Here is a 22614-nt window from a genome sequence, read left to right as displayed (position 1 = left end):
TGTAAAGGGAGGAGCACAGCATGGTTCCGGTGAAATCGTTCATGATTCCTCGAGAGAAGTTTGTGACCGTGGCCCGGGATACGGATGCCCAGACGGCGGCGCGGATTATGCGCGATCATGGGATCGGGAGTCTGTTCATCACGAATGACAAAGAAATTATCGGCATCCTGACCGATACCGATATGATGCGCCGGGTGGTGGCCTCGGGATCTGACGCCACGAAGACGACGGTCGAACAGATTATGTCGGCGCCCATTATGACGATCGAAGAGAACAAGACGCTGCTGGATGCCAACGATCTCATGGCGCAGGCCCATGTGCGCCATTTGGGCGTGACGCGCGATGGGAAATTGGTCGGGGTCATTTCCGTGCGCGACCTCGTCGTGTTCTTGACGAATCTTCCGAGAAAGTAGGACCCCATGGCGTTTCCGATTCAGCGGCTCAGGCGTCTGCGGCAGCACGAGGCGTTGCGGCGAATGGTGCGGGAGACAGCGCTGTCCCCCGCCGATTTTATTTACCCGCTCTTTGTGGTCGAGGGCCGCGGCCGCAGAGAGGAAATCGCCTCCATGCCGGGCCAGTTCCGGCTCTCGATCGATCTGCTGACCAAGGAAGCCGCTGAGATCAAGGCGCTGGGCATTCCCGCGATCATTTTGTTCGGGATTCCCGACAAGAAGGATGAACGGGGGACTTCCGGCTACGATCCCAATGGCATTGTGCAGCGGGCGATCAAGGCGGTGAAGGATCATGTCCCGGGCCTGGCGGTGATCACGGACGTCTGTATCGACGAATATACCGACCACGGCCATTGCGGGATCGTGAAGGACGGCAAGATTCTCAACGATGAAACGCTGGACTGTTTGCGGACGATGGCCAGAACCCATGCGGAGGCCGGGGCTGACATGGTGGCCCCGTCCGATATGATGGATGGGCGGGTGGCGGCCATCCGAGCAGAGCTGGATCAGGCCGGGTTTTCCGAACTCCCTATCATGGCCTATGCGGCCAAATTCTCCTCCTGCTTTTACGCGCCCTTTCGCGATGCCGCGTATTCGAGTCCGCAATTCGGCGATCGGCAGTCCTATCAGATGGATCCGGCCAACGGACGGGAAGCGCTGCGTGAGATCGATCTGGATGTCGAAGAGGGGGCGGACATTGTCATGGTGAAACCGGCCATGCCCTATCTCGATATCATCGCCAAGGCGCGCACCAGAACCCTGCTGCCCATCGCGGCGTATCAAGTCAGCGGTGAGTACAGCATGATCAAAGCGGCGGGCCGCGCAGGCTGGCTGGACGACAGCCGGGCCATGATGGAATCGCTGCTGTCGATCAAGCGCGCGGGCGCCGATCTGATCCTGACCTATTTCGCCAAGGACGCCGTCCGGCAGCTTCATTGAGATCGCGATGAAGGTGACGCGCGGATATTCTGACGGCGTGGCGCGGCCCTACCCGGTGGCCACCATCGGCAATTTCGACGGGCACCATCTCGGCCACCGGCGATTGCTTGGCACGGTGGTGGAGACGGCTCGCCGGATGAATGGCACGGCCCTGGCGCTGACTTTCGACCCGCACCCGGTCAAGATTCTCGCGCCGCATGTGGATTTGAAGTTTCTGACGAGCCCGGAAGAAAAACTCCAGCATTTTGAAGCGGCGGGGATCGACGAAGTCGTGTTGCTGGAGTTCAGCCATGCCTTTGCGAGCCTCTCGGCCGAGGCGTTTGCCGGGCAGGTGTTGAGCCAGGGGCTTGGGATCCGGCAGATTTTCGTGGGGCGGCATTTTGCCTTCGGGAAGGGCCGGGCTGGAACGGTTGCGGACCTTGTGGCGTTTGGGCAGCGATTCGGTTTTGCCGTCGATCCGGTTGAGCCGGTGGTCGCTGACGGATCGGTGGTCAGTTCGACGCGCGTGCGGAAGCTCGTGCAAGACGGTCAGGTCGATCTGGCGGCGCGCTTGTTGGGACGGCAGTATGCGGTGGCCGGCATCGTCATATCGGGGGCCCGGCGGGGACAGGAAATGGGGTGGCCGACGGCGAATCTTCGACTGCCAGCCGAGCGAGTGATCCCGCCGGACGGGGTCTACGCGACGGTGACGGTCTGGAATCAGCGCCGGTTCGATTCGGTGGCCTACATTGGGACCAGGCCGACGTTCGATGCCGGAGAGCGGTTGCTGGAAGTATATCTGCTCAATGAGCGGCAGGATCTTTATGGAGAACGCATCGAGGTGCGGTTTCTCCAGCGATTGCGCGGGGACGTCCAGTTCGCGAGCGGGGACGAGCTCAGCCGGCAGATTGCGATCGATGTCGAACGCGCCAATGCGATCTTGCAGGCGCACCGCAATGTCGGACAGGCAGGATGATGACGGCGATGGCGACGATCGAACAACGGGCGGCTCGGACTCCATGGCCGCCGCTTCTTCATAAGGTGGTGAAGACGGTCCGGTCTCGCCATCTGTTTGAACCCGGCCAGCACCTTCTCGTGGCGGTATCGGGGGGGCCGGATTCGGTGGCCCTGCTGGCGCTGCTGCATCGGCTCGCGCCACGATGGCGGTTACGACTGACGGCGGTCCATTTCAATTATGGGCTGCGGGGGAAAGAGTCGGATGAGGATCAGGCCTTTGTGGTCTCTTTGTGCGAGCGGCTCGCGATTCCGCTGCATTGCCAGACGGTGGATGTTCGGACCAAGGTCCGGGGGCATTCATTGCAGGCGGAGGCGCGCACACGCCGCTACCAGGCCATGACGGCGCTGGCCACGGAGTGCGGGGCCGATCGTATCGTGCTGGGCCATACGGCTGACGATCAGGCCGAGACGGTGTTGTTGTGGCTCTTGCGGGGGGCAGGTCTTGCGGGGCTGGCGGGGATGCCGGCTGTGCGAGAGGGCCTGATTGTGCGCCCCTTATACGATGTGCGGCGGCAGAACATTGTGGACTATCTCGTCCGGATGGGGCAGTCGTATCGGCAGGATTCCAGCAATGCCAAGCCGATCTATACCCGGAATCGCATCCGTCATGAATTGATTCCGGCGATGAATCGGATTGCGCCTTCGGCAGTCGATGCCCTCTGTCGGATGGCCGATCTCTGTCGTGAAGACGAGGGGTATCTTGAGACGCAGGTTGCCGGGTTGGCATCGTCCATGCTTCAAGAAGACGGGCAGGGCGGCTATTGGGTCGAGCGCGGACTGGTGCAGGCGTTGCCCCCGGCCATTCAGCGGCGGCTGCTTCGGGAAGCCTTGCGCCGGTGCCATCCGTTTCATCGGGCACCCAGCTCCGTGGCGGTTGAGGCGGTGAGGGGGATGCTTGCCAAGACGCCATCAGCCGCTGTGCGATCGTTGCCATCGGTTGTGATGACGGTATCCGGACGGTATCTGCGCCTGGCTCCGCGTGCTCATGATCCCAAGCAGGCTGAAGGGGCAGATGTCGGGAGTGAACTTTCCCTGGCCGTTCCTTCGCATATCCAGTGGGCTGGAACAGGACAGCAAATTCGGGTACAACTGGTGCCGGTCGAACGATTGCGTCAGCTGCAGCCGTTGCCGGATTGGTCAATGGTGCTGGATGCCGATCGCGTGTCAGACCCCTTGATGCTTCGTTCGTGGCAACAGGGCGATCGGTTTTGTCCTTCCGGGATGAAGGGCCGTTCGAAGAAGGTGCAGGATTTCTTCACCGATCTGAAAGTGCCGAAAGCGATTCGGGGCAGGATTCCTCTCCTGGTTTCACGGGAAGGCATTGCCGGCGTGTTGGGCTATCGGCAGGATGAACGGTTTGGGGTGGGGGCTTCAACGCGGCATTGTCTTGTCGTGCATGTGAGTGGTGCATTGGTGAAAGAAGGAGCGCTGTAGGATGGAACGTGTGTTTGGCCGCCCGGTTGTGACTCAGGAACAAATGCGTGCCCGTATTCGCGAAATGGGGAAGCAGATTAGCGCCGACTATGCGGGAAAGGATCTGGTCCTTGTGGGAGTGCTCAAGGGGGCCTATGCCTTTTATGCCGATTTGGCCCGGGCGATCCGCATCCCGATCAGGGTGGATTTCATCATTGTCACCAGTTATGGATCGAAGGCGAAGACCTCGGGGAAAGTAAAGCTCATCACCGAGCTGACCGAGGAGATCAAAGGGAAGGATGTGCTGCTCGTCGAGGATATCGTCGATTCCGGCCTGACCGTTCAATATCTCGTGAAGACCCTGTCCAAAAAGAAGCCGCGGTCGATCAAGGTCTGTACGCTCCTGAGCAAGCCGGAGCGCCGGGAGGTCGAGGTGCAGATCGACTATGAAGGGTTCAAAATTCCTAATAAGTATGTGGTGGGGTATGGGTTGGACTACCAGCAAAAATACCGGAATCTGCCCTATCTGGCCGTGCTGGATCAGGTGGACGAAGAGGCGTAGGCTTTTCTCGCGATATTGTCAGTTTTGACAGGCCTGTGTTAACATCACCCACAATCGATTGTGCGAGTGGTGCCCGTTTTTTTAACGTTCCCACAAGGAGATCTGGATGAATTCCAGGGTGAAAAACCTGCTCTTTTGGGTGGTCGTCGGGTTGTTCATGATTTTGCTGTTCAACCTGTTCAGCGTCCCGACACATGCCCCTGAAGAAGATGTGATATTCAGCGATTTCATGGCCAAGATTGATAAGGGCGACGTGGAGCGGGCCATTATCAAGGGGAGCCATATCAGCGCGGTGCTGAAGGATAAGACGAGGATCCGCACCTTCTCGCCGGATTATCCCGACCTGGTCAAAGTCCTGCGCGAGAAGGATGTGCAGATTGAGGTGAAGCCGCTGGATGAAAGCCCATGGTACATCACGTTCTTGGTGACGTGGGGACCGTTTATTCTGTTCCTCGGGCTCTGGTTTTTCCTCATGCGTCAGATGCAAGTCGGGGGGAACAAGGCTCTGTCGTTCGGCAAGAGCCGCGCCCGGTTGCTGACGGAAGAACGAAAAAAGGTCACATTTTCGGACGTCGCCGGGGTCGAAGAGGCGAAGGAAGAAGTGCTGGAGATCATCGAGTTTCTGAAGGATCCCAGAAAGTTCCAGAAACTCGGCGGCCGGATTCCAAAAGGCGTATTGATTGTCGGGCCTCCGGGAACGGGAAAGACCTTGCTGGCCAAGGCCATCGCCGGAGAGGCGGGTGTGCCTTTCTTCAGCATCAGCGGCTCGGACTTTGTCGAAATGTTTGTGGGGGTCGGTGCGTCACGTGTGCGCGATCTCTTCGAGCAGGGGAAGAAACATGCCCCCTGCATTATCTTTATCGACGAAATCGACGCGGTCGGGCGTCTGCGCGGAGCCGGATTGGGCGGCGGACACGATGAGCGCGAGCAGACGCTGAACCAGCTCCTGGTCGAAATGGACGGTTTCGACACGACGGAAGGCGTCATCCTGATCGCGGCAACCAACCGGCCTGACGTCCTGGATCCCGCCTTGCTGCGTCCTGGCCGGTTTGACCGGCAAGTGGTGGTCAACCGCCCGGACCTTCGCGGCCGCACGGAAATTCTCAAGGTGCACACGAAGAAAGTACCGGTTGCGGCGAATGTCGAGCTGGAAAAGATTGCGCGAGGGACGCCCGGATTCTCCGGTGCCGACCTGGAAAATCTGGTGAATGAAGCGGCCTTGTGGGCCGCCCGTTTGAATAAAAAAGAAGTCGAAGTGATCGACTTTGAAATGGCCAAGGATAAGGTCTTGATGGGCGCCGAGCGGAAGAGCCTGGTGCTCACCGACGAGGAAAAGCGGACGACGGCCTATCACGAGGCCGGTCACGCGCTGATGGCGAAGCTGTTGCCAGGGACGGATCCGGTTCATAAAGTCACCATTATTCCCCGCGGCCGCGCCTTGGGCGTGACGATGCAATTGCCGACGGATGACCGTCACAATTATTCCAAGGACTTTCTCTATAACAATCTGGCCATCCTGATGGGCGGGCGGGTTGCGGAAGAACTGGTCCTGCATCACATCACGACCGGTGCCGGCAACGATCTTGAGCGGGCCACCGATTTGGCCCGCAAGATGGTGTGCGAGTGGGGCATGAGTGAGAAATTGGGTCCCTTGACGTTTGGCCGCAAGGAAGAAGAGATTTTCCTGGGGCGTGAAATCGCGACAAAGCGTGATTTCAGCGACCAGGTTGCGTTGGAGATTGATCATGAAGTCAGCCGGCTGGTGACGGAAAACTATGAACGCGCCAAACGCCTGTTGACCGAGCATATGACGAGCCTCAAAGCGCTCGCCGAAGCCTTGCTTGAAAAAGAAGTGCTCGATGCGCCGGAGATCGACCAGATTCTCTTGCAAGCGACTTCGCAGACCGTTCCTGCCTAAGTGCTCTCTCAATGGTCGCCGCGCTTCACCGGTGGGCACCTGAAGCGCGGTGACCGTACCGTGTGATCCAGTATCAAGCGGAAGATCTCTTGGGGTCTTCTCCTGTGTCAGGGACTCTGACTAGGCGCAGCGTTGCTCAGGATAGACTCAACCAAATTTACCGGCGTCAGGCATTGAATGGAGAACATCGTGGAAGGCCATGTGTGGCTGGCGAGAGGACGGCACATGCACATCGGCGCGCGCCCTCTCATTATGGGGATTGTCAATGTGACGCCGGACTCCTTTTCCGATGGCGGACAGTTTCTCGATCCGGAAAAAGCCTTGGCCCACGCGATGGATCTGGCCGAGCAGGGCGCGGATATTGTCGATCTCGGAGCGGAGTCTACGAGGCCCGGTGCTTCTCCCGTCGATGTTGAGGTGGAGCTGAAGCGGATCGTTCCTCTGGTTGCGAGTCTGGCCAAACGGGTTGCGATTCCCATTTCAGTCGATACGATGAAGGCGCGGGTCGCCCAGGCGGCAATCGACGCGGGTGCGTCGATTGTGAACGATGTGTCGGGCTTGCGGTTCGATCCGGAGATGGCATCCATTGTCGCCCGGACGGAGGCCGGCCTGGTGCTGATGCATATGCAGGGGATGCCGGAGGGCATGCAGCAGGCGCCGCAGTATGAGGATGTGGCGACGGAGGTGTGCGCATTTTTTAAAGAGCGGCTCATTGCCGCCGAGCAGGCCGGCATTTCCAAAAGCCAGATCGTGCTTGATCCGGGTATTGGATTTGGTAAGCTGCAGGAACATAATGTGGAATTACTTAATCGGTTGTCGGTATTCAGCGCGTTGAACCTCCCGATTCTCGTCGGGCTGTCGCGCAAAGCGTTTCTCGGAAAGATACTGGACCGTCCTGTGCAGGAGCGAATGTGGGGAACCGCCGCGGCTGTGGCCTTGGCCGTGGATCGAGGCGCGGCTATTCTCCGGGTGCATGATGTGGCGGAAATGTTGGACGTCGTGAAGGTGGCCGCTGCGCTGAAGGCATCGGCGGCCCCATTGAGACAGGAAGACTATGCGTAAATTATTTGGAACCGACGGTGTCCGCGGGGTCGCCAATCTTGAGCCGATGACCAGCGAGATGGCGATGCAGTTGGGGCGGGCCGCGGCCCATTTGTTTATGCGCCGCGCCGGCCGCCATCAAATCATCATCGGGAAGGACACCAGAATTTCTGGGTATATGCTGGAGTCGGCGCTGACGGCGGGGATCTGCTCGATGGGTGTCGATGTGCTGCTGGTCGGCCCCATGCCCACGCCGGCCATTGCCTTTCTGACCAGAAGCTTGCGCGCGGACGCGGGAGTGGTCATCTCCGCCTCGCACAATGCCTATCAGGACAACGGCATTAAATTCTTCTCCAAGGATGGGTTCAAGCTGCCTGATGAGATGGAGGCGCGCATTGAGGAATTGATCGTCTCCAATGAGATCAGCCACCTCCGTCCGACGGCCGATCTGATCGGCAAGGCCTTTCGCATCGACGATGCGGAGGGGCGCTACATCGAGTTCGCCAAACGGTCGCTGCCGAAGGACCTCGATTTTCAAGGCATCAAGCTGGTGGTCGATTGCGCGAACGGGGCCGCGTACAAGCTGGCGCCAAAGGTCTTGCGCGAGCTTGGAGCCAAGGTCGAGGTCATCGGGAATGAGCCGAACGGCATGAACATCAATGCCGGGTGCGGCGCGGTGCATCCGGAACGGTTGCAGGAGGCGGTGCGCCACCATCAGGCGGATATCGGGATTGCGCTGGATGGCGATGCCGACCGGGCGATTTTTGTGTCCGAGCAAGGGCGGATCATCGATGGCGACCATGTGATGGCCGCCTTGGGGCTCGACCTGCACCGCAACGGGCTCTTGGCCAAGCAGACCATGGTCGGGACCGTCATGAGCAACTTCGGACTGGAGTTGTCGATGGCGAAAGCCGGCATCACGCTGCTTAGGACGCCGGTGGGGGACCGCTATCTGCTCGAGCGGATGCTGGCGGATGGGTATAATTTTGGCGGCGAGCAATCGGGCCACTTTATTTTCTTGGACCACAATACGACCGGTGACGGGCTGATTTCGGCGCTGCAAATGATTTCTCTGATGAAGCGGACGGGCAAGCCGCTGTCGGAGCTGGCGTCGGCGATGTCGGCGGTTCCTCAGATTCTGCTCAATGTGACCGTCAAGCAGAAACCCAATCTGGAGTCGGTGCCGGATATCGACCGGGCGATCCGGGACAACGAGCGCCGGCTGAATGGGAGTGGCCGCATTGTGGTGCGCTATTCAGGGACTGAGCCGCTGCTTCGCATCATGGTCGAGGGTGAACGGGATGCCGAGATTAAGGAAGTGGCGGAGGATCTCGCCCGTCTCGTGCGCAAACATCTCTGCTGACGCTCCTGTCTTCTTGCTACGGGAAGGCTCATGCTGCCGTCCCTCTCTGCGGTCTTTCTTGCCGGTCTCGCGCTCGGATCTCTTCTTCCGTTCTTTCCCGTCACGATTAGTGTGCTGCTAGGCCTGTTGATTCCGGCCCTGTGGATTGCCGAACGGGCCGGCGGCCTGGATCCCTTGCGGGCGACGACGGGGTATGCGGCCCTGTTGTTGGGGATCGTCTATTGGGCGTCGGTCGTGCCGCCACCTGGGGCGTTTCACGCGTTCGAGGAGGCTCCTGTCGATCTGCGGGCTGGGCGAATTATTGGCCCGGTGCAGCATGCCCCGCACCGTCTCACGCTACTGGTGAAAACCGAGTCCCCGCGGGAATCCCCTGCCGTACCGCACACGATTCGACTGACCTGGCGGGACCCGGGAAGAGAGGTATGGCATGGCGATCGGATTACGTTTCGCGCCAAGCTACGAGCGCCGACGGGGTCCTTGAACCCCAGGGGCTTCGATTACGCGTCCTATGTGGAACGTCAAGGGGTCGAGGCGGTCGCCACGGTGACGGGGCCTGAGGCGATCCAGGTACTGGAACCGGCGATGAGCAGTTGGTGGTGGGCCGGATGGGGAGAGGTCGATCGGTGGCGGGGCGCGATTCGCGACGCAGCGATCCGGTCGCTGAGCCAGCCGGCGCTCGGGATTTTTCTGGGGATGATCATTGGGGAACGGGGGTATTTACAGGAGGATGTCCAGGAATGGTTCATGATCACGGGGACCGTGCATCTGCTATCGATCTCAGGGTCGCACCTGGGTTTGATCGCGATCGTCCTGTTTGGCCTGGTGAGGGAGATGGCGGTGCAATTGCCGGCCCCGATGTTGCTGGCTCTGTCGAGACGCCTGACGCCCACGCGCTGCGCCATTCTTGTGACGTGGGCCGGAGTGATGCTGTATGCGCTGCTGGCAGGCGCAGAGATCGCCACGTTGCGGGCGGCCATGATGATTACCGCGGGACTGGCGGCGGTCTGGATCGGGTCCGAACGGCATCTTGCGCACGCGTTGGCTGGGGCTGCTGTCGTGATCGTCCTTCACGATCCCCGCGCCATCGGTGATATTTCCTTCCAGTTGTCCTTTCTCTCTGTGCTGGCGATCGTATGGGTTGCGGACTGGCATGCGTCTCGATCGGCTGAGGAGGATCAGCAAGAGGCCACCAGGTGGAAGCGGTATCGTCGAGCCGCGCATGAAGCGATGATCCTCAGCCTCGCGGTCACCATCGTGACGACTCCGCTGGTCGCCTGGTATTTCAATCAAATTCCGTGGGCCGGCGTGCTGACCAATATGATCGCGGTGCCGGTCACGGGATTTGTGGTCGTCCCGCTGGGCTTGTTGACGGCCGGTTGGACCGTGGCGCTTGGGCTTGACGGGCTCTCGCTCGCCACGGTGCAGCAACGGCTGATCGAATGGCTGGTGGGAGGGCTGCATGGGATCGCTTCATGGTCCGCGGCCGACTGGCGCGTATCCGCGCCATCCGTGTTCGTCATGGGAATGTTGTATGCCGGACTCCTGATCGCAGTGGGGATTTCAGTCAGACTCCGCTGGCGTCTGGTTGGTGCGGTGTTGCTGTGTTCTTCGATAGGCCTGTGGGGCTGGGAGGCGGGTTCTTTCGTTGATGGGGATCGGTGGCGAGTCACCTTTCTGGATGTCGGCCAGGGAGACAGTGCCGTGATTGAATGGCCGGATGGAAAGGCCGTCCTGATCGACGGGGGTGGCAAGTATGAGCGTTTCGATGTCGGGCGTGGAGTCGTCGGGCCTTTTCTCTGGAATCATGGCATTCGCCGCCTCGATGCAGTCATTGCCACGCATCCTCAGCTGGATCATGTCGGGGGCTTGCCCTGGATTCTTCGCCATTTTGCGGTTCAAGAATATTGGCATGCCGGTGTCGAGCGGCATGAGCCGCTGTTTGAGGATCTTCGCCGAGCCGTTCTGGAGCGGACGGTACGCGATCGCCGAGCGCACCGTGGCCAGGAGATTGTGTCCTCCGGCGGGTGCCGGCTCACGGTGATGAATCCCTTTGATGCGGATGTGGGAAAGCCGGTCTCGTTGCCGCTCAGCGGTTCGCAGCTGAACAATGAATCAATTGTTACTCAGCTTGAGTGTGGAGCCCATGCGGTGTTGTTTGCGGCGGATGTCGAGGCGGCGGGGATTCGCCGTTTGGCGGCAGAAGGGCAGGCTCCGGTGACGGTGCTCAAGGTCCCGCATCATGGCGGCCGAAGTTCGCTGGATCAAGCCTGGGTGAGGCGCGTTCATCCGCGCCATGCCGTGATTTCGGTCGGCCGGCACAATGCCTATGGCCATCCGGTTCAAGCTGTGCTCGACGCCTATGCGGGGGAAGGGAGCGAGATCTTTCGCACAGATGTCGATGGCGCGGTGGTGGTGACCGGACGGGTTTCATCATCTGCGGTTCATGTGCAGCGCACGAGTGATATGAGGCTGCGCCCTGCCAATCCGGGACGCCATGTGTGGCAAAGTGAATGGGAGAATTGGCAGCGGCTCTGGTCTCAGTGGAGCGGGGCGTAGCGTGTGCGCCAATAAGATTGTGTCCCTAACTAATGGAATGTTGGAAATGGGTTTTCTGTACAGTGGTGAAAGGCTTGTGGCAAAGTTTGTCCAGCTTTCATTCTGCGGCGGCGGTTCTCACGCCTAAGTGTGTGTGTTTCCTCACCATTGCTGTCGGCTGGCTATGGCCTGTGCAGGGCATAGCCTGTGCACATCAATCACTCTCTAGGGATTGAATACTGGAGGAGTGGCACATCATGGCCAATCTCGTTCGCATCGTCATCCAACTTCCGGAAGAGCTGAAACAGCAGCTGGATGCTCTCAGGCAACAGGGCTACACAGCCAGTGGATTTATCCGCGCAATGCTTGAGCGGGAACTGCCCAAACATGCTCCGGCCCAGCCTCCGGTGCTGCAGGTTGTCCCACCCAAGAAGCGAGTTGCGCGGGCGTAATTCGCGGATCGCGCACGAAATCCGGTTCGACCCCCTCGGTTCGGATGAGGTTCCTCACGTCTTGCACTTCTGTGTCAATCTCGGTACAAGGTCACCATGGTTCCCACTGTTGAATGGAAAAACGGCGTTGTTCGGCTGCTTGATCAAAGCCGCTTGCCGGAACAGATTGAGTTTCTCGATTGCCGGGACTATCGGGCGGTCGCCGACGCGATTCGTGAGTTAAAGGTCAGAGGCGCGCCTGCGATCGGAGTCACAGCGGCGCTCGGAGTGGCGCTCGGGGCACAGGCGGTTTCGGCGGCAGACTTCTCTCACTTTTCTCAAGCCGTTGAGGCTGTTTGCGACCATTTGGGTGCGACTAGGCCTACAGCGGTGAATCTGTTTTGGGCCCTCGATCGCATGAAGAAGAAGCTGGCGTCACTGGCTGCCCAGCCGATCGCCTTCGCCAAGGCCGCGCTGATCACCGAAGCGCAAGCCATTCTCGATGAGGACATTGCCCTGTGCAAAGCCATGGGGAAGCACGGTGCAGGCTTGATCAAAGACGGGCAAACCATCCTGACCCATTGCAATGCCGGGGCGTTGGCGACAGCGGGATATGGGACGGCACTTGGGGTGATCCGGGCTGCCTGGGAGCAGGGGAAGAAGATTCAGGTGATTGCCGATGAAACCAGACCGGTCCTGCAGGGGGCGCGGCTGACGGCGTGGGAATTGATGCAGGACAAGATTCCCGTGACCCTGATCACGGACAACATGGCCGGTTCGCTCATGCGCCAGGGGAAAATTCAGTTGTGCGTCGTCGGTGCCGACCGCATCGCTGCCAATGGGGATGTGGCCAATAAGATCGGCACGTACTCGGTGGCCGTCTTAGCCAAGGCGCATGGAATTCCCTTCTATGTCGCGGCTCCCTATTCGACGATTGATCTCAAGACGAAATCCGGAGCGGATATTCCCATCGAGCAGCGCAACCCCCTCGAAGTGACCACCATCCATGGCAGCCATCCTGTCGCGCCAGCCGGGGTCGCTGTCTACAATCCCGCCTTCGACGTGACCCCCGCCGAACTCATCACCGGCATCATCACTGAACGGGGCGTCTTTAAGCCGGGCGAGCTGGCTCGGCAGTTCGCATTCTAACCAGAATCGAAGCGCATCGAGGATATCTGCGGGATGGGAGCGGCCATTTCTATCAGTTGCAAGCTATTTCCTGGCCACTTATAATGCGGCGACGATGTTGAATTTATCCTTTAACTGTGTGGAGGAATCGTAGCGACAATGAGCGAACGGACATTAGCGATTATCAAGCCAGATGCGGTGAAGAAGAATGCCATTGGGGATATCATCAACCGCTATGAGCAGGCGGGGTTGAAGCCGGTGGCGATGAAGTTGATGCAGATGTCGAAGCCGGTGGCGGAGGGATTCTATGCTGTCCACAAGGCGCGGCCGTTTTTTGATAGCCTCTGCACCTTTATGTCGTCCGGTCCTGCGGTCGTGATCGTGTTGCAGGGTGAGAACGCCATCAAGAAAAACCGGGAACTGATGGGTGCCACGGATCCTGCCAAGGCTGAAGCGGGCACGATTCGCAAGGCCCATGGGGCGAATATCGAGTTCAACGCGGTGCACGGATCGGATTCCCCTGAAACGGCGGCCTTCGAAGTGAGCTACTTTTTCCCCGGCATGGAAATCTTCGGTTAAGCATGCCTCCCGGAGGGCGATGGGTTCTTTGCCCTTCATTCAGACACAAGGCCTGATCCGAGGGATAGCGTTGGCGCTGTCCCTCGGGTTCTTGCTGGCCTGTTCTCCACGCGTGCATCCTTCGCTTCCTGCACGATCCTCGGTGGAGGAGGTGCACAATGATCCCGCTCGCGACGCTCACCTGAAATTACTCCGAGAGGCCTATCGGGCGTTTGTCCAGGAGCGGTATCCCACGGCCCTGTTATTTTTCCGGCGCTTTGTCGATTCCGCTGATCGTGGCGCGCCGAGGATGGCGGAAGCGCGCTGGTGGTTGGGGCGCTCCTACGAGCAGCTGGGCGACTATCGGGCGGCCATGGCGGAATACCGCACGTTGGCTGTTGGTGAGGCAGGAGCGGATCCGCAGCAACCGTTGTATCGCGCCCATGCACTCCGCCGTTTGGACGAACTGCGTCAGGTGCCGACTGTGCCTCAAGCGGCGCCTCGCCGGCAGATGACGATAGGGGTCTCTCTCTCCCAAGTTCCTCCTGTCCCGCTATGGATCCCGTGGTTGGAGTCGCTGCTGAAGGCCGACGTGACGTCGTTGTTGATTGATCCGGCCCTGTCCGATGGGACAGCGGGAGAGGAAACGGACCGTCTGCGGGCGCTGGTGGAAGCGGCGCATGTGGCTGGTCTTGCTGTATGGGTATCTCTTGATCCCCATCAGGGGCGAGGCTTGCCGGTCCGTCCAGAGTGGATAACGGCGACGGTTGGGAGGGGGCAGGGCTTATCCAACGGGAGTGCCGGTGGTCCGGAAATTTTGCGTCATCCAGATATCCTGCATCCGGACTACCAAGCGGCGATCGAGGAACGGGTGAAGGTATTGCTTCAAACCGGTTGTGATGGTGTGTTCTTGCAGGCACGGGACAGCCAGGGTTTTGCCAAAGAGTATTCAGAGATCTCGTACCGGCTATTTGCCTCTGCGTTTAGTGTGGCCCTCTCTCCCCAGCAATTGCTCGGAGAGGGGGGAGGCGGAGGTGGGTGGGATGCGGAGCGTGAGGCGCAGTACTGGCGATGGGTCGGTTGGAAGGCGCGCGGATATGCCGCGTTTGTTGCGCGCATCAGAGCGCGTCTTCGCGATATGAATCCGACCGGGCGGTTGCTGATCGAGGTGCATCGTGAGACGGTGAACGGACCGCTTGCGGGATTGGAACAGTACGGCGAGGACGTGGCCGAACTGCTCCAGCGGACCGGAGGGGCCATTGTGGTTCGGAGTGAGGGCGCAGGAACCCTGTCTCTTCCTGAGCCATTGGCTCAGCATGCAGGGGCGCCGGATCGATGGTGGCTTAGTGTGGCCATGCCAGACTCTGAGTCGCTCTCAATCGCGCAATGGGTCGGAACGGCGCTGGCCACCGTGCCGGAGCAAGGGAATTGGAACGTGCTTGTTCGCGTGCCCGAACCGGCCCGATTTCCTTGACAAAGGCCGGTCTGGCCCACTACGATCCGGTCACATTCCGGTTGAGTTATGAGTAATTGACGAGCATGGGGAACCTATGATTCCGACAGATTTGCGGTATCACAAAGAACATGAGTGGGTGCGTCTCAGCGGGACACAGGCGACGGTCGGCATCAGTCACTTTGCCCAGGATGCCCTTGGCGATATTGTGTTCATCGATATGCCGAAGGTCGGGGCGGTGGTGTCGTCCGGGCAGCAGATCGGTGAAGTGGAATCGACGAAGACCACCTCGACCATCTATACGCCGGTCAGTGGCACGGTGACCACGATCAATACAGAGTTGAAAGATCATCCGGAAGTGGTGAACAGCGATCCGTACGGGAAGGGCTGGATTATCGTGATCGAGCTCTCCAAACCGGCCGAGGTGGATCAGCTGATGACCGCAGCCCAGTACGAAGCGTTTCTGGCCAGCCAGAAACATTAAATTCTTCCATGGCGACACACATCGCGATTCTGGGCGCCGGGCCGGGCGGATATGTAGCGGCCATTCGGGCGGCTCAGCTGGGCGCCCGTGTAACGGTCATCGAGCAGCAGGCGCTTGGCGGTGTGTGTTTGAATTGGGGCTGCATTCCCAGCAAAGCCCTCCTCTCCGTTATTGAACTCGGCGACAAATTGAAGAAGGCGGAGGATCTGGGGATCCTCCTTCCAGGCCCTGCGCGCTATGACCTGGCGCGCATGGTGGCACGCAAGAACAAGGTGGTGGCGACGCTGGTGAAGGGCATCGCGACGCTGTTCAAGGCCTGGAATATCGACGTGGTGGAAGGCCGCGGCCGCCTGGTCGATGCGCGCACGATTGCCGTGACGTCGAGCGACGGGTCACAGCGGCAGGTCGAGGCAGACGCCATTGTGATTGCGACGGGGTCGTCATGGCCCCAGCTTGCGCAGTTCCCAATCGATGGCACCACCATCATTACCAGCAAACAGGCGTTGGATTTGGACGCTGCGCCGCCGAGAATGATCATTCTTGGCGCCGGGGTGGAAGGATGTGAGTGTGCGTCGCTGTTTAGCGGGTTGGGCACACAGGTCACGATGGTGGAGCTGCAGTCGGCGGTTCTCCCATTGGAAGACGAGGAGGTTTCCGTGCTCATGGCGCGGGAGCTGAAAAAACGCGGGGTCGAGGTGAACACCGGCACGACGATCGAGCAGGTGGCCGTGCAAGACGGCGTGGTGAGGGCCACGCTGAAAGACGGGAGCACGCTCGAAGCGGAGAGGCTCCTGGTGTCGATCGGACGCGGATTTCAGTCGCGCGATATCGGTGCGGAGCACGCGGGAGTTGCGTTGGGGCGGCGTGGAGAAATTCTGGTCGATGACCATATGCAGACCAACGTGCCTGGCGTGTATGCGATCGGCGATGTGGTGGGCAAGGCGATGCTGGCCCATGTCGCCTCGGCGCAGGGGAAGGTGGCGGTTGAGAATATTCAGGGGCATCCGGTGACGATTCGGTATGATGTGATTCCGGCCGGCATCTTTACGTTGCCTGAAGTGGGGCGTGTCGGGCTGACCGAGCGGCAGGCGCGAGAGCAGGCCCAGGCGGCTGGTCGCGATCCGGAGCAGGCGATCAAGGTCGGGCGGTTCCGGTATGCGGCGCTGGGAAAGGCGCAGGCTACCGGTGATGTCACGGGGTTGTTCAAAGTGATTGCGGATGCGGCGAGCGGCAGATTGCTGGGCGCACATATTGTCGGGGCTCATGCGGCCGATCTTATTCATGAAGCGGCATTGGCGATGGAGACTGGCGCGACGATGTCGCAGGTGGCGCACATGATTCACGCGCATCCCACGCTGGCGGAAGGATTTCAGGAAGCGATTGAAGACCTTGAGGGACATGCCATTCATCAGGTGAAGAAAAAAGCATGAGTCTGCTGCGATCCATATTGCTCAAGCTCGGGATGTTTGCCCTGACGATGGGCGTCGTGTTCTGGATTGGCTGGCAAGTTCCGCAGACCATGCAGCGGCCCGCGTCTCCACATCCCGCGCCACTTGCGCAGGCTGAAGGGCTGGATGAACCATCGCCGGTCGGTGCGGCCCCTAACCAGGATCCTGTCACGGCCAAATCTCCACAGCGCATTTCCACAGACCCGCGGCTGGTCGATCTCAATCGCGCGAGTGTCGAGGAGTTTGAGCAGCTTCCCGGCGTGGGGCCTGTCTTGGCCAGACGAGTGGTGGCCTATCGCGAGTCCAGAGGGAGATTTCATGCGGTTGAAGAGTTGCGGGGAGTCAAGGGTATCGGGCAGAAGAAGCTGGAGCGTTTGAGGCGGTTGGTTACAGTCGCATCGCCGGCCGCATCGGACAAGGGAGAGAAGGCCCCCATATGAGCGAACTGAGTCGGCAGCTCGATTTGATTTTGCGCGGAACGGTGGAAGTGATTCAACAGACGGAGTTGGAAGCGAAGCTCACCCGGTCGCTGAAAGAGAATCGGCCGCTGCGCGTGAAGGCGGGATTCGACCCGACTGCGCCGGATTTGCATCTCGGCCATACGGTTCTGATCCACAAGCTCAAGCATTTTCAAGATCTGGGACATCAGGTCCTGTTTCTGATCGGCGACTTTACGGGGATGATCGGCGATCCCACCGGCGTGTCGGAGACCAGACGAGCACTCACCAAAGAACAGGTGCAGGACAACGCCAAGACGTATCAGCGGCAGATTTTCAAGATTCTGGATCCGCAGAAAACGACCATCGAGTTCAATAGCCGGTGGATGGGATCGATGACGGCGGAAGGGTTGATTCAGCTGGCCGCGCATTATCGCGTGGCCCGGATGATGGAGCGGGACGATTTTCATAAGCGGTTCCATGATCAGAAGCCCATCAGTGTGCACGAATTCCTCTATCCGCTCGTGCAAGGGTACGACTCGGTGGCCTTGAAGTCCGACGTCGAGTTGGGAGGCACCGATCAAAAGTTCAATCTATTGGTCGGCCGGGAATTGCAGCGCGATTTCGGCCAGGAATCGCAGGTCGTGATCACCATGCCGTTGCTGGAAGGCACCGACGGCGTGAAGAAAATGAGCAAGAGCGTCGGAAACTACATCGCGCTCGAAGATAAGCCGGAAGAGATGTTCGGCAAGGTCATGTCGATCAGCGATGCACTGATGGCGCGGTACTATGAATTATTGACGACGGAAGATCTTGAGCGTGTGAAGGCCCTGCATCCTATGGAGGCGAAGCAGGCGCTCGCCCAGCTCCTCGTCTCGCGTTACCACGGCGAGGACGCCGGGCGGCAGGCGCGGGCGGCGTTTCAGCACAAGTTTTCCGAGCGCGAGTTTCCGGACGAACCCGATGTCCGGCTTGTCCTGGCGGCGCACGATCTCAAGGACGGGCAGTCGATCGGACTGGTCGAGCTCGTGGCCAAGACCGGGCTGGTGCCGAGCAAGAGCGAAGCCCGCCGGCTGATCGTTCAGGGCGGTGTGGAGTTCGATCAACAGAAACAGAGCGATGCCGCGGCCGTTATCACCCTCGCCGCCGGCCGTCAGTACCGCATGAAGGTCGGCCGCCGCAAGTTTGCATTGGTCGAGCGGGCTCCGTAAGCAACCTCTTTCTTGACTTGGCATAGAGGCCGCGCGTAGGATGCGATTTAGCGAGCGGGCGTAGCTCAGTGGTAGAGTCCTTGCTTCCCAAGCAAGTTGTCGTGGGTTCAAATCCCATCGCCCGCTCCAAATAACATATGAAATGCGAGGCGTGAATTGTCACGCGCAAGGGATAGAGGACTTGAGAAGCATCTGCTTCCAAGTCCTTTTTTGTATCCTTCGGAGGATGGCGGATGAGGCGGTTCATTTCGATCGCTGGGGGCATTGCAGTCCTGCACGCATTAGCGGGCTGCCACTATTATCAAGAGTATCGCGTGCTGAAAACGAAGGCCGATGTCCAGGAGGAGCACGCGGAGTTATTGAGCGCCTACCGCCAATGCCTGGCCAAATATCAGGATGAGCCACCCAAGGCGAAAGAGATCTGCGCCGCCTATACGCAAAGTCTTCGAGAAATAGAAGTCAGGCACCAATCGGTTCGATAAAGAGAAAAGCGGATAGTGAGGGGGGGGGCGGCGTGTGAGGTGGAGAACGCGCGACCGAGCGCCTCGTCAATATGGCGAGGAGGATCGTGCGGGAGGACGCAATTCCGGTGCTGCTCTCAATACAGCAGGGGATCAGGAAAATGAGCGGAGAAGAGGACTAGACGGCCTTCTTGACCAACCCAGAACGCAGGCAGCGCGTGCAGACCCGAATTCGCAACGTGGTTCCACCGACAACGGCGCGGACGGACTGAATATTGGGATTGAATACCCGTCTCGTCTTATTGTTGGCGTGGCTGACGTTATTCCCGGATTGGCGGCGTTTGTTGCAGAGATCGCATGAAAATGCCACGGTAAGACTCCTTGTAAAGAAACACGTTCTCAAGAACGTCGGATGGTAGCATAGACAGAGTGCGCATGACAAGCGTCACGCCGTGATTTTCAACGGGGGGCGGTTTGCCTGTGAGCGCGAGGAGAGCTTCGATGGAATTCGACACATGGATAGGATTTCTGGCGGGCACGTTGACGACGATTGCGTTCTGGCCGCAGCTTCAACGGACCTGGGTGACCAAGTCAGCCAATGATGTGTCCTTGGCGATGCTCCTGACCTTTACCACTGGTGTGTTGCTCTGGTTTATTTACGGGCTCTCTTTGCACTCCTGGCCGATCATTGTGACTAATGCCATCACATTCGTGCTGACTTTGGCAATTCTTGTTCTCAAGCTGAAATTCCAAAAATAGCGATTCTTCCCACGAACGTTCAAGAGGCCGTAGCAGGTTGCCGGTCTTGGGGCGCAAGTGCTGCCTAAGGCAGAATGAGATCTCTATAAGGAATGACTGGGTGGAGCCATGGCGCTTGAGAGGGGAACGCTAATGTCGAAGCTCGGATCGCCTCCATCATCCAGATGATCTTTCCCGACGCTATAGAGTTTTCGCTGTGTGGGGCTCCAGAGCATGGGAAGGCCTGAAAAGGGGTCGTAGTATTTCGCTCCGACTTCGGCCAGCCGCGTGGGAATGGTGGCGGTGGCGGTCGGTTTGCGCATCAAGACCTGGAGTGAGACCAGCCGGAGGCGCGCATCAGTTTCTACGAGTCGCTGGCTGAACGGCGTCCATTCCGGCTCAAATTCCAGTGGATGGGCGACGCGCTCAAAAAATGTGCGGGTTGAGTTTTTGGCAATGTCGTGCAGTTTGGGGAGCGGGCTATGAACGGAGTCAGCCGTCTTGATGAGCGCATCGTAATACGCGGCATAGGTATTCCAGGTTTGCTGGTTTTGCGAAGCGGTGGTCAGGGACTGGCGGTTCTGAGGATGTTCCACTTTCTGAAAGGCTCCGGATGGGAGATGGGCACTGTGCGCGATGGACTCATAGGATGTCCAGTCAGTCTGGGGAACCTGGAGTGGGGCCAGGTCTGTCGTTCGGTTGCGTAAATAGGTCAGTGTGAAATGGCTTTGAACAGGCCATTGGAGCGAGTACTCGGCGGTGGTGAGCGGTTGAAGCAGATCGAGGCTCCGCGTCAGGATGGTCCGGTCCACTGAATCTTGGCTCAGGATTCCGGATAGAAGTTGCACATCGTCATCAATCATGACGGTGGCCATCATTTTGATAGGGAGTGTGCGGGCTTCGCGCAGGACCATGCGCCATTGGGCCAGGTCGCGGGAGAGCCGTGCAAGGCCGCTGGCGGTCTGTTGTGAGAATCCTTCCGCAACATAGAGCCGGTGGGCGCCCAGCAATTCTTCGATGCGCGGGGCTCCCTGATGGGCGTATCCCCAGTCTTCAAAGGGCATCTGAAGCCATTGTTCGTAGCGAGCCACCAGAGGACGGTATCGGTCGGCGGAGATTCGATACAGCGCATCTTTCTTTTGTAACGCCTCGAGCGGGTTGGACGCGTACCATTCGGGGAGGACGTGATCAACTGCGACGGGGAGGCGGAGTTCGGATCGCCCTGTTTGATTGAAGTCAAAACCGGCCTGGGTCGGCCGCGCATCCGATTCGAGCCAGATGTCATAGCCGGTTTGGATTGGGTTTCGTCCGCTTGCAGCGGCCATGCCGAGCAGGAGAAAGTAGCCATTCTCCAGAGGATGTTCAATCACGCGAGCCGGCGGTTCCGTCAGAGAGATAAAGGTGTCGCTGGGGTTGTCTTTTTTCAGTGACCACAGGAGGCCGGAGAGTTCCAAAAACAATCCAATGATACAGGCACTGATGATGAGATTGCGCATGACCCGTTCGAGGCCTTTCTTGTATCGCGTGCTGTGAATCGGTGTTCTGTAGGATTGACAGAAACGTTCATGGGAGATCTGAGCAAGCCTTATGCCCATAGGGTGTCCGTAGAAAATCTCACTATCACGGGCACTTTCAGCGATGAGGGGACGGTAACGGAGAGACCAATGTACAGCAAGGATGCAGTGGTTGGACAATATGGAACTTGACAAGTTTTGCTTCCATCTCCTAGAGTGCCAACACCATATCGTAACTCCGGGGTAAGGGAAGAGGGTGTGACTCCCTCGCGGTCCCGCCGCTGTGAATGGGGACGAAACCCGTGAAGGCCACTGTCCGTTTGGATGGGAAGGCGCGGGAAGTAGGATGAACCATGAGCCAGAAGACCTCCCTGGAGAATTGACCATCGTTCCCTCGAGGGCTGGGGAACAGGCGAGGATGTAGAAGCGGGGCAATCCTCAGGGTCTATTGTAGGCCTTGGGGATTTTTTATTTTGGGCCTGTTCAACGCGATTGTCAGTGGAGCCTGTGTCCTGCTTCTCTGTCTGGGTGGGATGCCAGCGGGCGGTGCGTTTGCGCATGATGAGATGCCGGATATGAAACGCCGACAGCAGGGTATTCTCACGGGCATGCCGTTTATGGCCCATGTGTCGTCCCGGTCGTTTGTCGATGACATGGGCCGCAAGATCTATCTGGCCAAAGCGCCGACCAGGATTGTGTCGCTGGCCCCGAGTGTGACGGAAACGTTGTTTGCCATCGGTGCCGGTTCACAGGTGGTCGGGGTGACGCAGTTTTGCGATTTCCCTCCGGAGGCGGCGCAGAAGCCGAAGGTCGGATATGCCAACCCCAATTTGGAATCGCTGGTCGCGCTTCAGCCGGACCTGATCATTACTCCGCAACAATTTCTCAAGCTCGATCTCCTCGGAAAGCTGGAGCAACTCAAAATCCCGGTCTTTATCCTGGCCGACCGGAGCGTCGAGGATATCTTTTCGCATATTCAGACGCTGGGGCGCATGTTGGATCGCTCTACGGAGGCCGTTGCGCTAGGGATGGATCTGCGCCAGGAGATTGCGCGCCTAAAAGCTCGGACGCAGGGACAGCCGCCTGTGCGGGTGCTGTATGTCTTGAACAGCCAGCCGCTCATTACCGTCGGGCCTGGCAGTTTTATCGATCAGCTTATCGGTCTGGTGGGCGGCGTGAATGTGGCGGCCAAGAGCGCGACGCCCTATCCACGGCTCAGTATGGAAGTGGTATTGCAAGAGGACCCGGAAGTGTTGGTGTTTCCGATCGGCAAGGCCGAGGGGATTTCGGAGAGTGAACAGCAAGCCTGGCGGCAATGGACCACGCTCACGGCCGTGAAGCAGGGCCGGTTGCGGCAGATTCCCGCCGATCTGCTCAATCGGCCCGGCCCCCGGATTGGGAAGGGATTGGAGTTGTTGGCGGATATTCTGCATCCGTCGCCTCCGGCATCGCCAGCGACCGGAGAGAGGCCGTAAGACGATGGCAAACGGCCAGGCCACGCCCCCAGCCGCTTCTGCTGCACTCGCTCCGGC

22 protein-coding genes, 1 tRNA gene and 1 riboswitch are annotated in these 22614 nt (G+C 59.2%); of the genes, 21 read left to right on the top strand and 2 right to left on the bottom strand.

The features are described from left to right. Positions 1 to 20 precede the first annotated feature (20 nt). The 19 genes from RI101_07930 to RI101_07840 all read left to right on the top strand — a co-directional run bounded on the left by RI101_07930 (position 21) and on the right by RI101_07840 (position 18851). Positions 21 to 413 carry a CBS domain-containing protein gene (locus tag RI101_07930; GenBank protein MEC4889976.1) on the top strand — a complete coding sequence of 131 codons (393 nt, stop codon included), beginning with the start codon at positions 21 to 23 and terminating at the stop codon, positions 411 to 413. A 6-nt stretch (positions 414 to 419) separates the two neighbouring features. Further along, positions 420 to 1391: a porphobilinogen synthase gene (gene hemB, locus RI101_07925; GenBank protein MEC4889975.1), complete on the top strand. Its 972-nt coding sequence runs from the start codon at positions 420 to 422 to the stop codon at positions 1389 to 1391. 7 nt (positions 1392 to 1398) lie between these two features. Further along, positions 1399 to 2346: a bifunctional riboflavin kinase/FAD synthetase gene (locus RI101_07920; protein ID MEC4889974.1), complete on the top strand. Its 948-nt coding sequence runs from the start codon at positions 1399 to 1401 to the stop codon at positions 2344 to 2346. After that, positions 2343 to 3821 (top strand): tRNA lysidine(34) synthetase TilS, encoded by a 1479-nt coding sequence (gene tilS / locus RI101_07915; protein ID MEC4889973.1) that lies wholly within the window; start codon positions 2343 to 2345, stop codon positions 3819 to 3821. The genes RI101_07920 and tilS overlap by 4 nt, the downstream gene beginning before the upstream one ends. A gap of 1 nt (position 3822) precedes the next feature. Continuing rightward, positions 3823 to 4362, top strand: a complete 540-nt coding sequence (hpt, locus tag RI101_07910) for a hypoxanthine phosphoribosyltransferase (GenBank protein ID MEC4889972.1) — start codon at positions 3823 to 3825, stop codon at positions 4360 to 4362. A 106-nt stretch (positions 4363 to 4468) separates the two neighbouring features. Then, positions 4469 to 6280: an ATP-dependent zinc metalloprotease FtsH gene (gene ftsH, locus RI101_07905; protein MEC4889971.1), complete on the top strand. Its 1812-nt coding sequence runs from the start codon at positions 4469 to 4471 to the stop codon at positions 6278 to 6280. Between the two features lie 189 nt (positions 6281 to 6469). Further along, the gene (gene folP / locus RI101_07900) at positions 6470 to 7342 is read left to right on the top strand and encodes a dihydropteroate synthase (protein MEC4889970.1); all 873 of its coding nucleotides are present in this window, start codon (positions 6470 to 6472) and stop codon (positions 7340 to 7342) included. Then, positions 7335 to 8684 (top strand): phosphoglucosamine mutase, encoded by a 1350-nt coding sequence (gene glmM / locus RI101_07895; GenBank protein ID MEC4889969.1) that lies wholly within the window; start codon positions 7335 to 7337, stop codon positions 8682 to 8684. Before folP ends, glmM begins: the two co-directional genes overlap by 8 nt. A 30-nt stretch (positions 8685 to 8714) precedes the next feature. Next, a complete protein-coding gene (locus tag RI101_07890; GenBank protein ID MEC4889968.1) occupies positions 8715 to 11240 on the top strand; it encodes a DNA internalization-related competence protein ComEC/Rec2 in 2526 nt (841 codons plus the stop codon). 236 nt (positions 11241 to 11476) lie between these two features. Then, the gene (locus tag RI101_07885) at positions 11477 to 11671 is read left to right on the top strand and encodes a ribbon-helix-helix domain-containing protein (protein ID MEC4889967.1); all 195 of its coding nucleotides are present in this window, start codon (positions 11477 to 11479) and stop codon (positions 11669 to 11671) included. A 96-nt stretch (positions 11672 to 11767) separates the two neighbouring features. After that, positions 11768 to 12799, top strand: a complete 1032-nt coding sequence (gene mtnA / locus RI101_07880) for an S-methyl-5-thioribose-1-phosphate isomerase (protein ID MEC4889966.1) — start codon at positions 11768 to 11770, stop codon at positions 12797 to 12799. Positions 12800 to 12937: 138 nt separating this feature from the next. Further along, entirely contained in the window at positions 12938 to 13357 is a 420-nt protein-coding gene (ndk, locus tag RI101_07875; protein ID MEC4889965.1) for a nucleoside-diphosphate kinase, read from the top strand. Between the two features lie 70 nt (positions 13358 to 13427). After that, the gene (locus RI101_07870) at positions 13428 to 14810 is read left to right on the top strand and encodes a hypothetical protein (GenBank protein ID MEC4889964.1); all 1383 of its coding nucleotides are present in this window, start codon (positions 13428 to 13430) and stop codon (positions 14808 to 14810) included. 76 nt (positions 14811 to 14886) lie between these two features. Continuing rightward, a complete protein-coding gene (gene gcvH / locus RI101_07865) occupies positions 14887 to 15273 on the top strand; it encodes a glycine cleavage system protein GcvH (GenBank protein ID MEC4889963.1) in 387 nt (128 codons plus the stop codon). 8 nt (positions 15274 to 15281) lie between these two features. Further along, positions 15282 to 16703, top strand: a complete 1422-nt coding sequence (lpdA, locus tag RI101_07860) for a dihydrolipoyl dehydrogenase (GenBank protein MEC4889962.1) — start codon at positions 15282 to 15284, stop codon at positions 16701 to 16703. Further along, entirely contained in the window at positions 16700 to 17161 is a 462-nt protein-coding gene (locus RI101_07855) for a ComEA family DNA-binding protein (protein ID MEC4889961.1), read from the top strand. Before lpdA ends, RI101_07855 begins: the two co-directional genes overlap by 4 nt. Then, complete coding sequence (gene tyrS, locus RI101_07850) at positions 17158 to 18369, top strand: tyrosine--tRNA ligase (protein MEC4889960.1); 1212 nt, start codon at positions 17158 to 17160, stop codon at positions 18367 to 18369. Before RI101_07855 ends, tyrS begins: the two co-directional genes overlap by 4 nt. A gap of 54 nt (positions 18370 to 18423) precedes the next feature. Continuing rightward, positions 18424 to 18498, top strand: a tRNA-Gly gene (locus RI101_07845). Between the two features lie 104 nt (positions 18499 to 18602). Next, on the top strand, positions 18603 to 18851 hold the full coding sequence (locus RI101_07840; protein ID MEC4889959.1) for a hypothetical protein: 249 nt from the start codon (positions 18603 to 18605) through the stop codon (positions 18849 to 18851). A 157-nt stretch (positions 18852 to 19008) separates the two neighbouring features. Here the strand turns inward: RI101_07840 and rpmB are convergent, their stop codons facing one another. Beyond that, complete coding sequence (gene rpmB, locus RI101_07835; protein MEC4889958.1) at positions 19009 to 19200, bottom strand: 50S ribosomal protein L28; 192 nt, start codon at positions 19198 to 19200, stop codon at positions 19009 to 19011. A 131-nt stretch (positions 19201 to 19331) separates the two neighbouring features. Here rpmB and RI101_07830 point away from each other — a divergent pair, with 131 nt between their 5' ends. Further along, on the top strand, positions 19332 to 19589 hold the full coding sequence (locus RI101_07830; GenBank protein ID MEC4889957.1) for a SemiSWEET transporter: 258 nt from the start codon (positions 19332 to 19334) through the stop codon (positions 19587 to 19589). Between the two features lie 83 nt (positions 19590 to 19672). On the opposite strand, the gene RI101_07825 is transcribed toward RI101_07830, so the two are convergent. After that, positions 19673 to 21064: a hypothetical protein gene (locus RI101_07825; protein MEC4889956.1), complete on the bottom strand. Its 1392-nt coding sequence runs from the start codon at positions 21062 to 21064 to the stop codon at positions 19673 to 19675. A gap of 214 nt (positions 21065 to 21278) precedes the next feature. Beyond that, positions 21279 to 21472, top strand: a riboswitch (cobalamin riboswitch). A gap of 185 nt (positions 21473 to 21657) precedes the next feature. Between RI101_07825 and RI101_07820 the strand changes: the two genes are divergently transcribed. Further along, the gene (locus tag RI101_07820; GenBank protein MEC4889955.1) at positions 21658 to 22557 is read left to right on the top strand and encodes a cobalamin-binding protein; all 900 of its coding nucleotides are present in this window, start codon (positions 21658 to 21660) and stop codon (positions 22555 to 22557) included. The last annotated feature ends 57 nt before the right edge of the window (positions 22558 to 22614 follow it).

Origin of the sequence: Nitrospira sp. (genome assembly GCA_035968315.1) — a bacterium.
GTDB lineage: Bacteria > Nitrospirota > Nitrospiria > Nitrospirales > Nitrospiraceae > Nitrospira_D.
The sequence above is the reverse complement of the archived record's forward strand: the minus strand, read 5'-3'. Positions and strand labels throughout refer to the sequence as shown.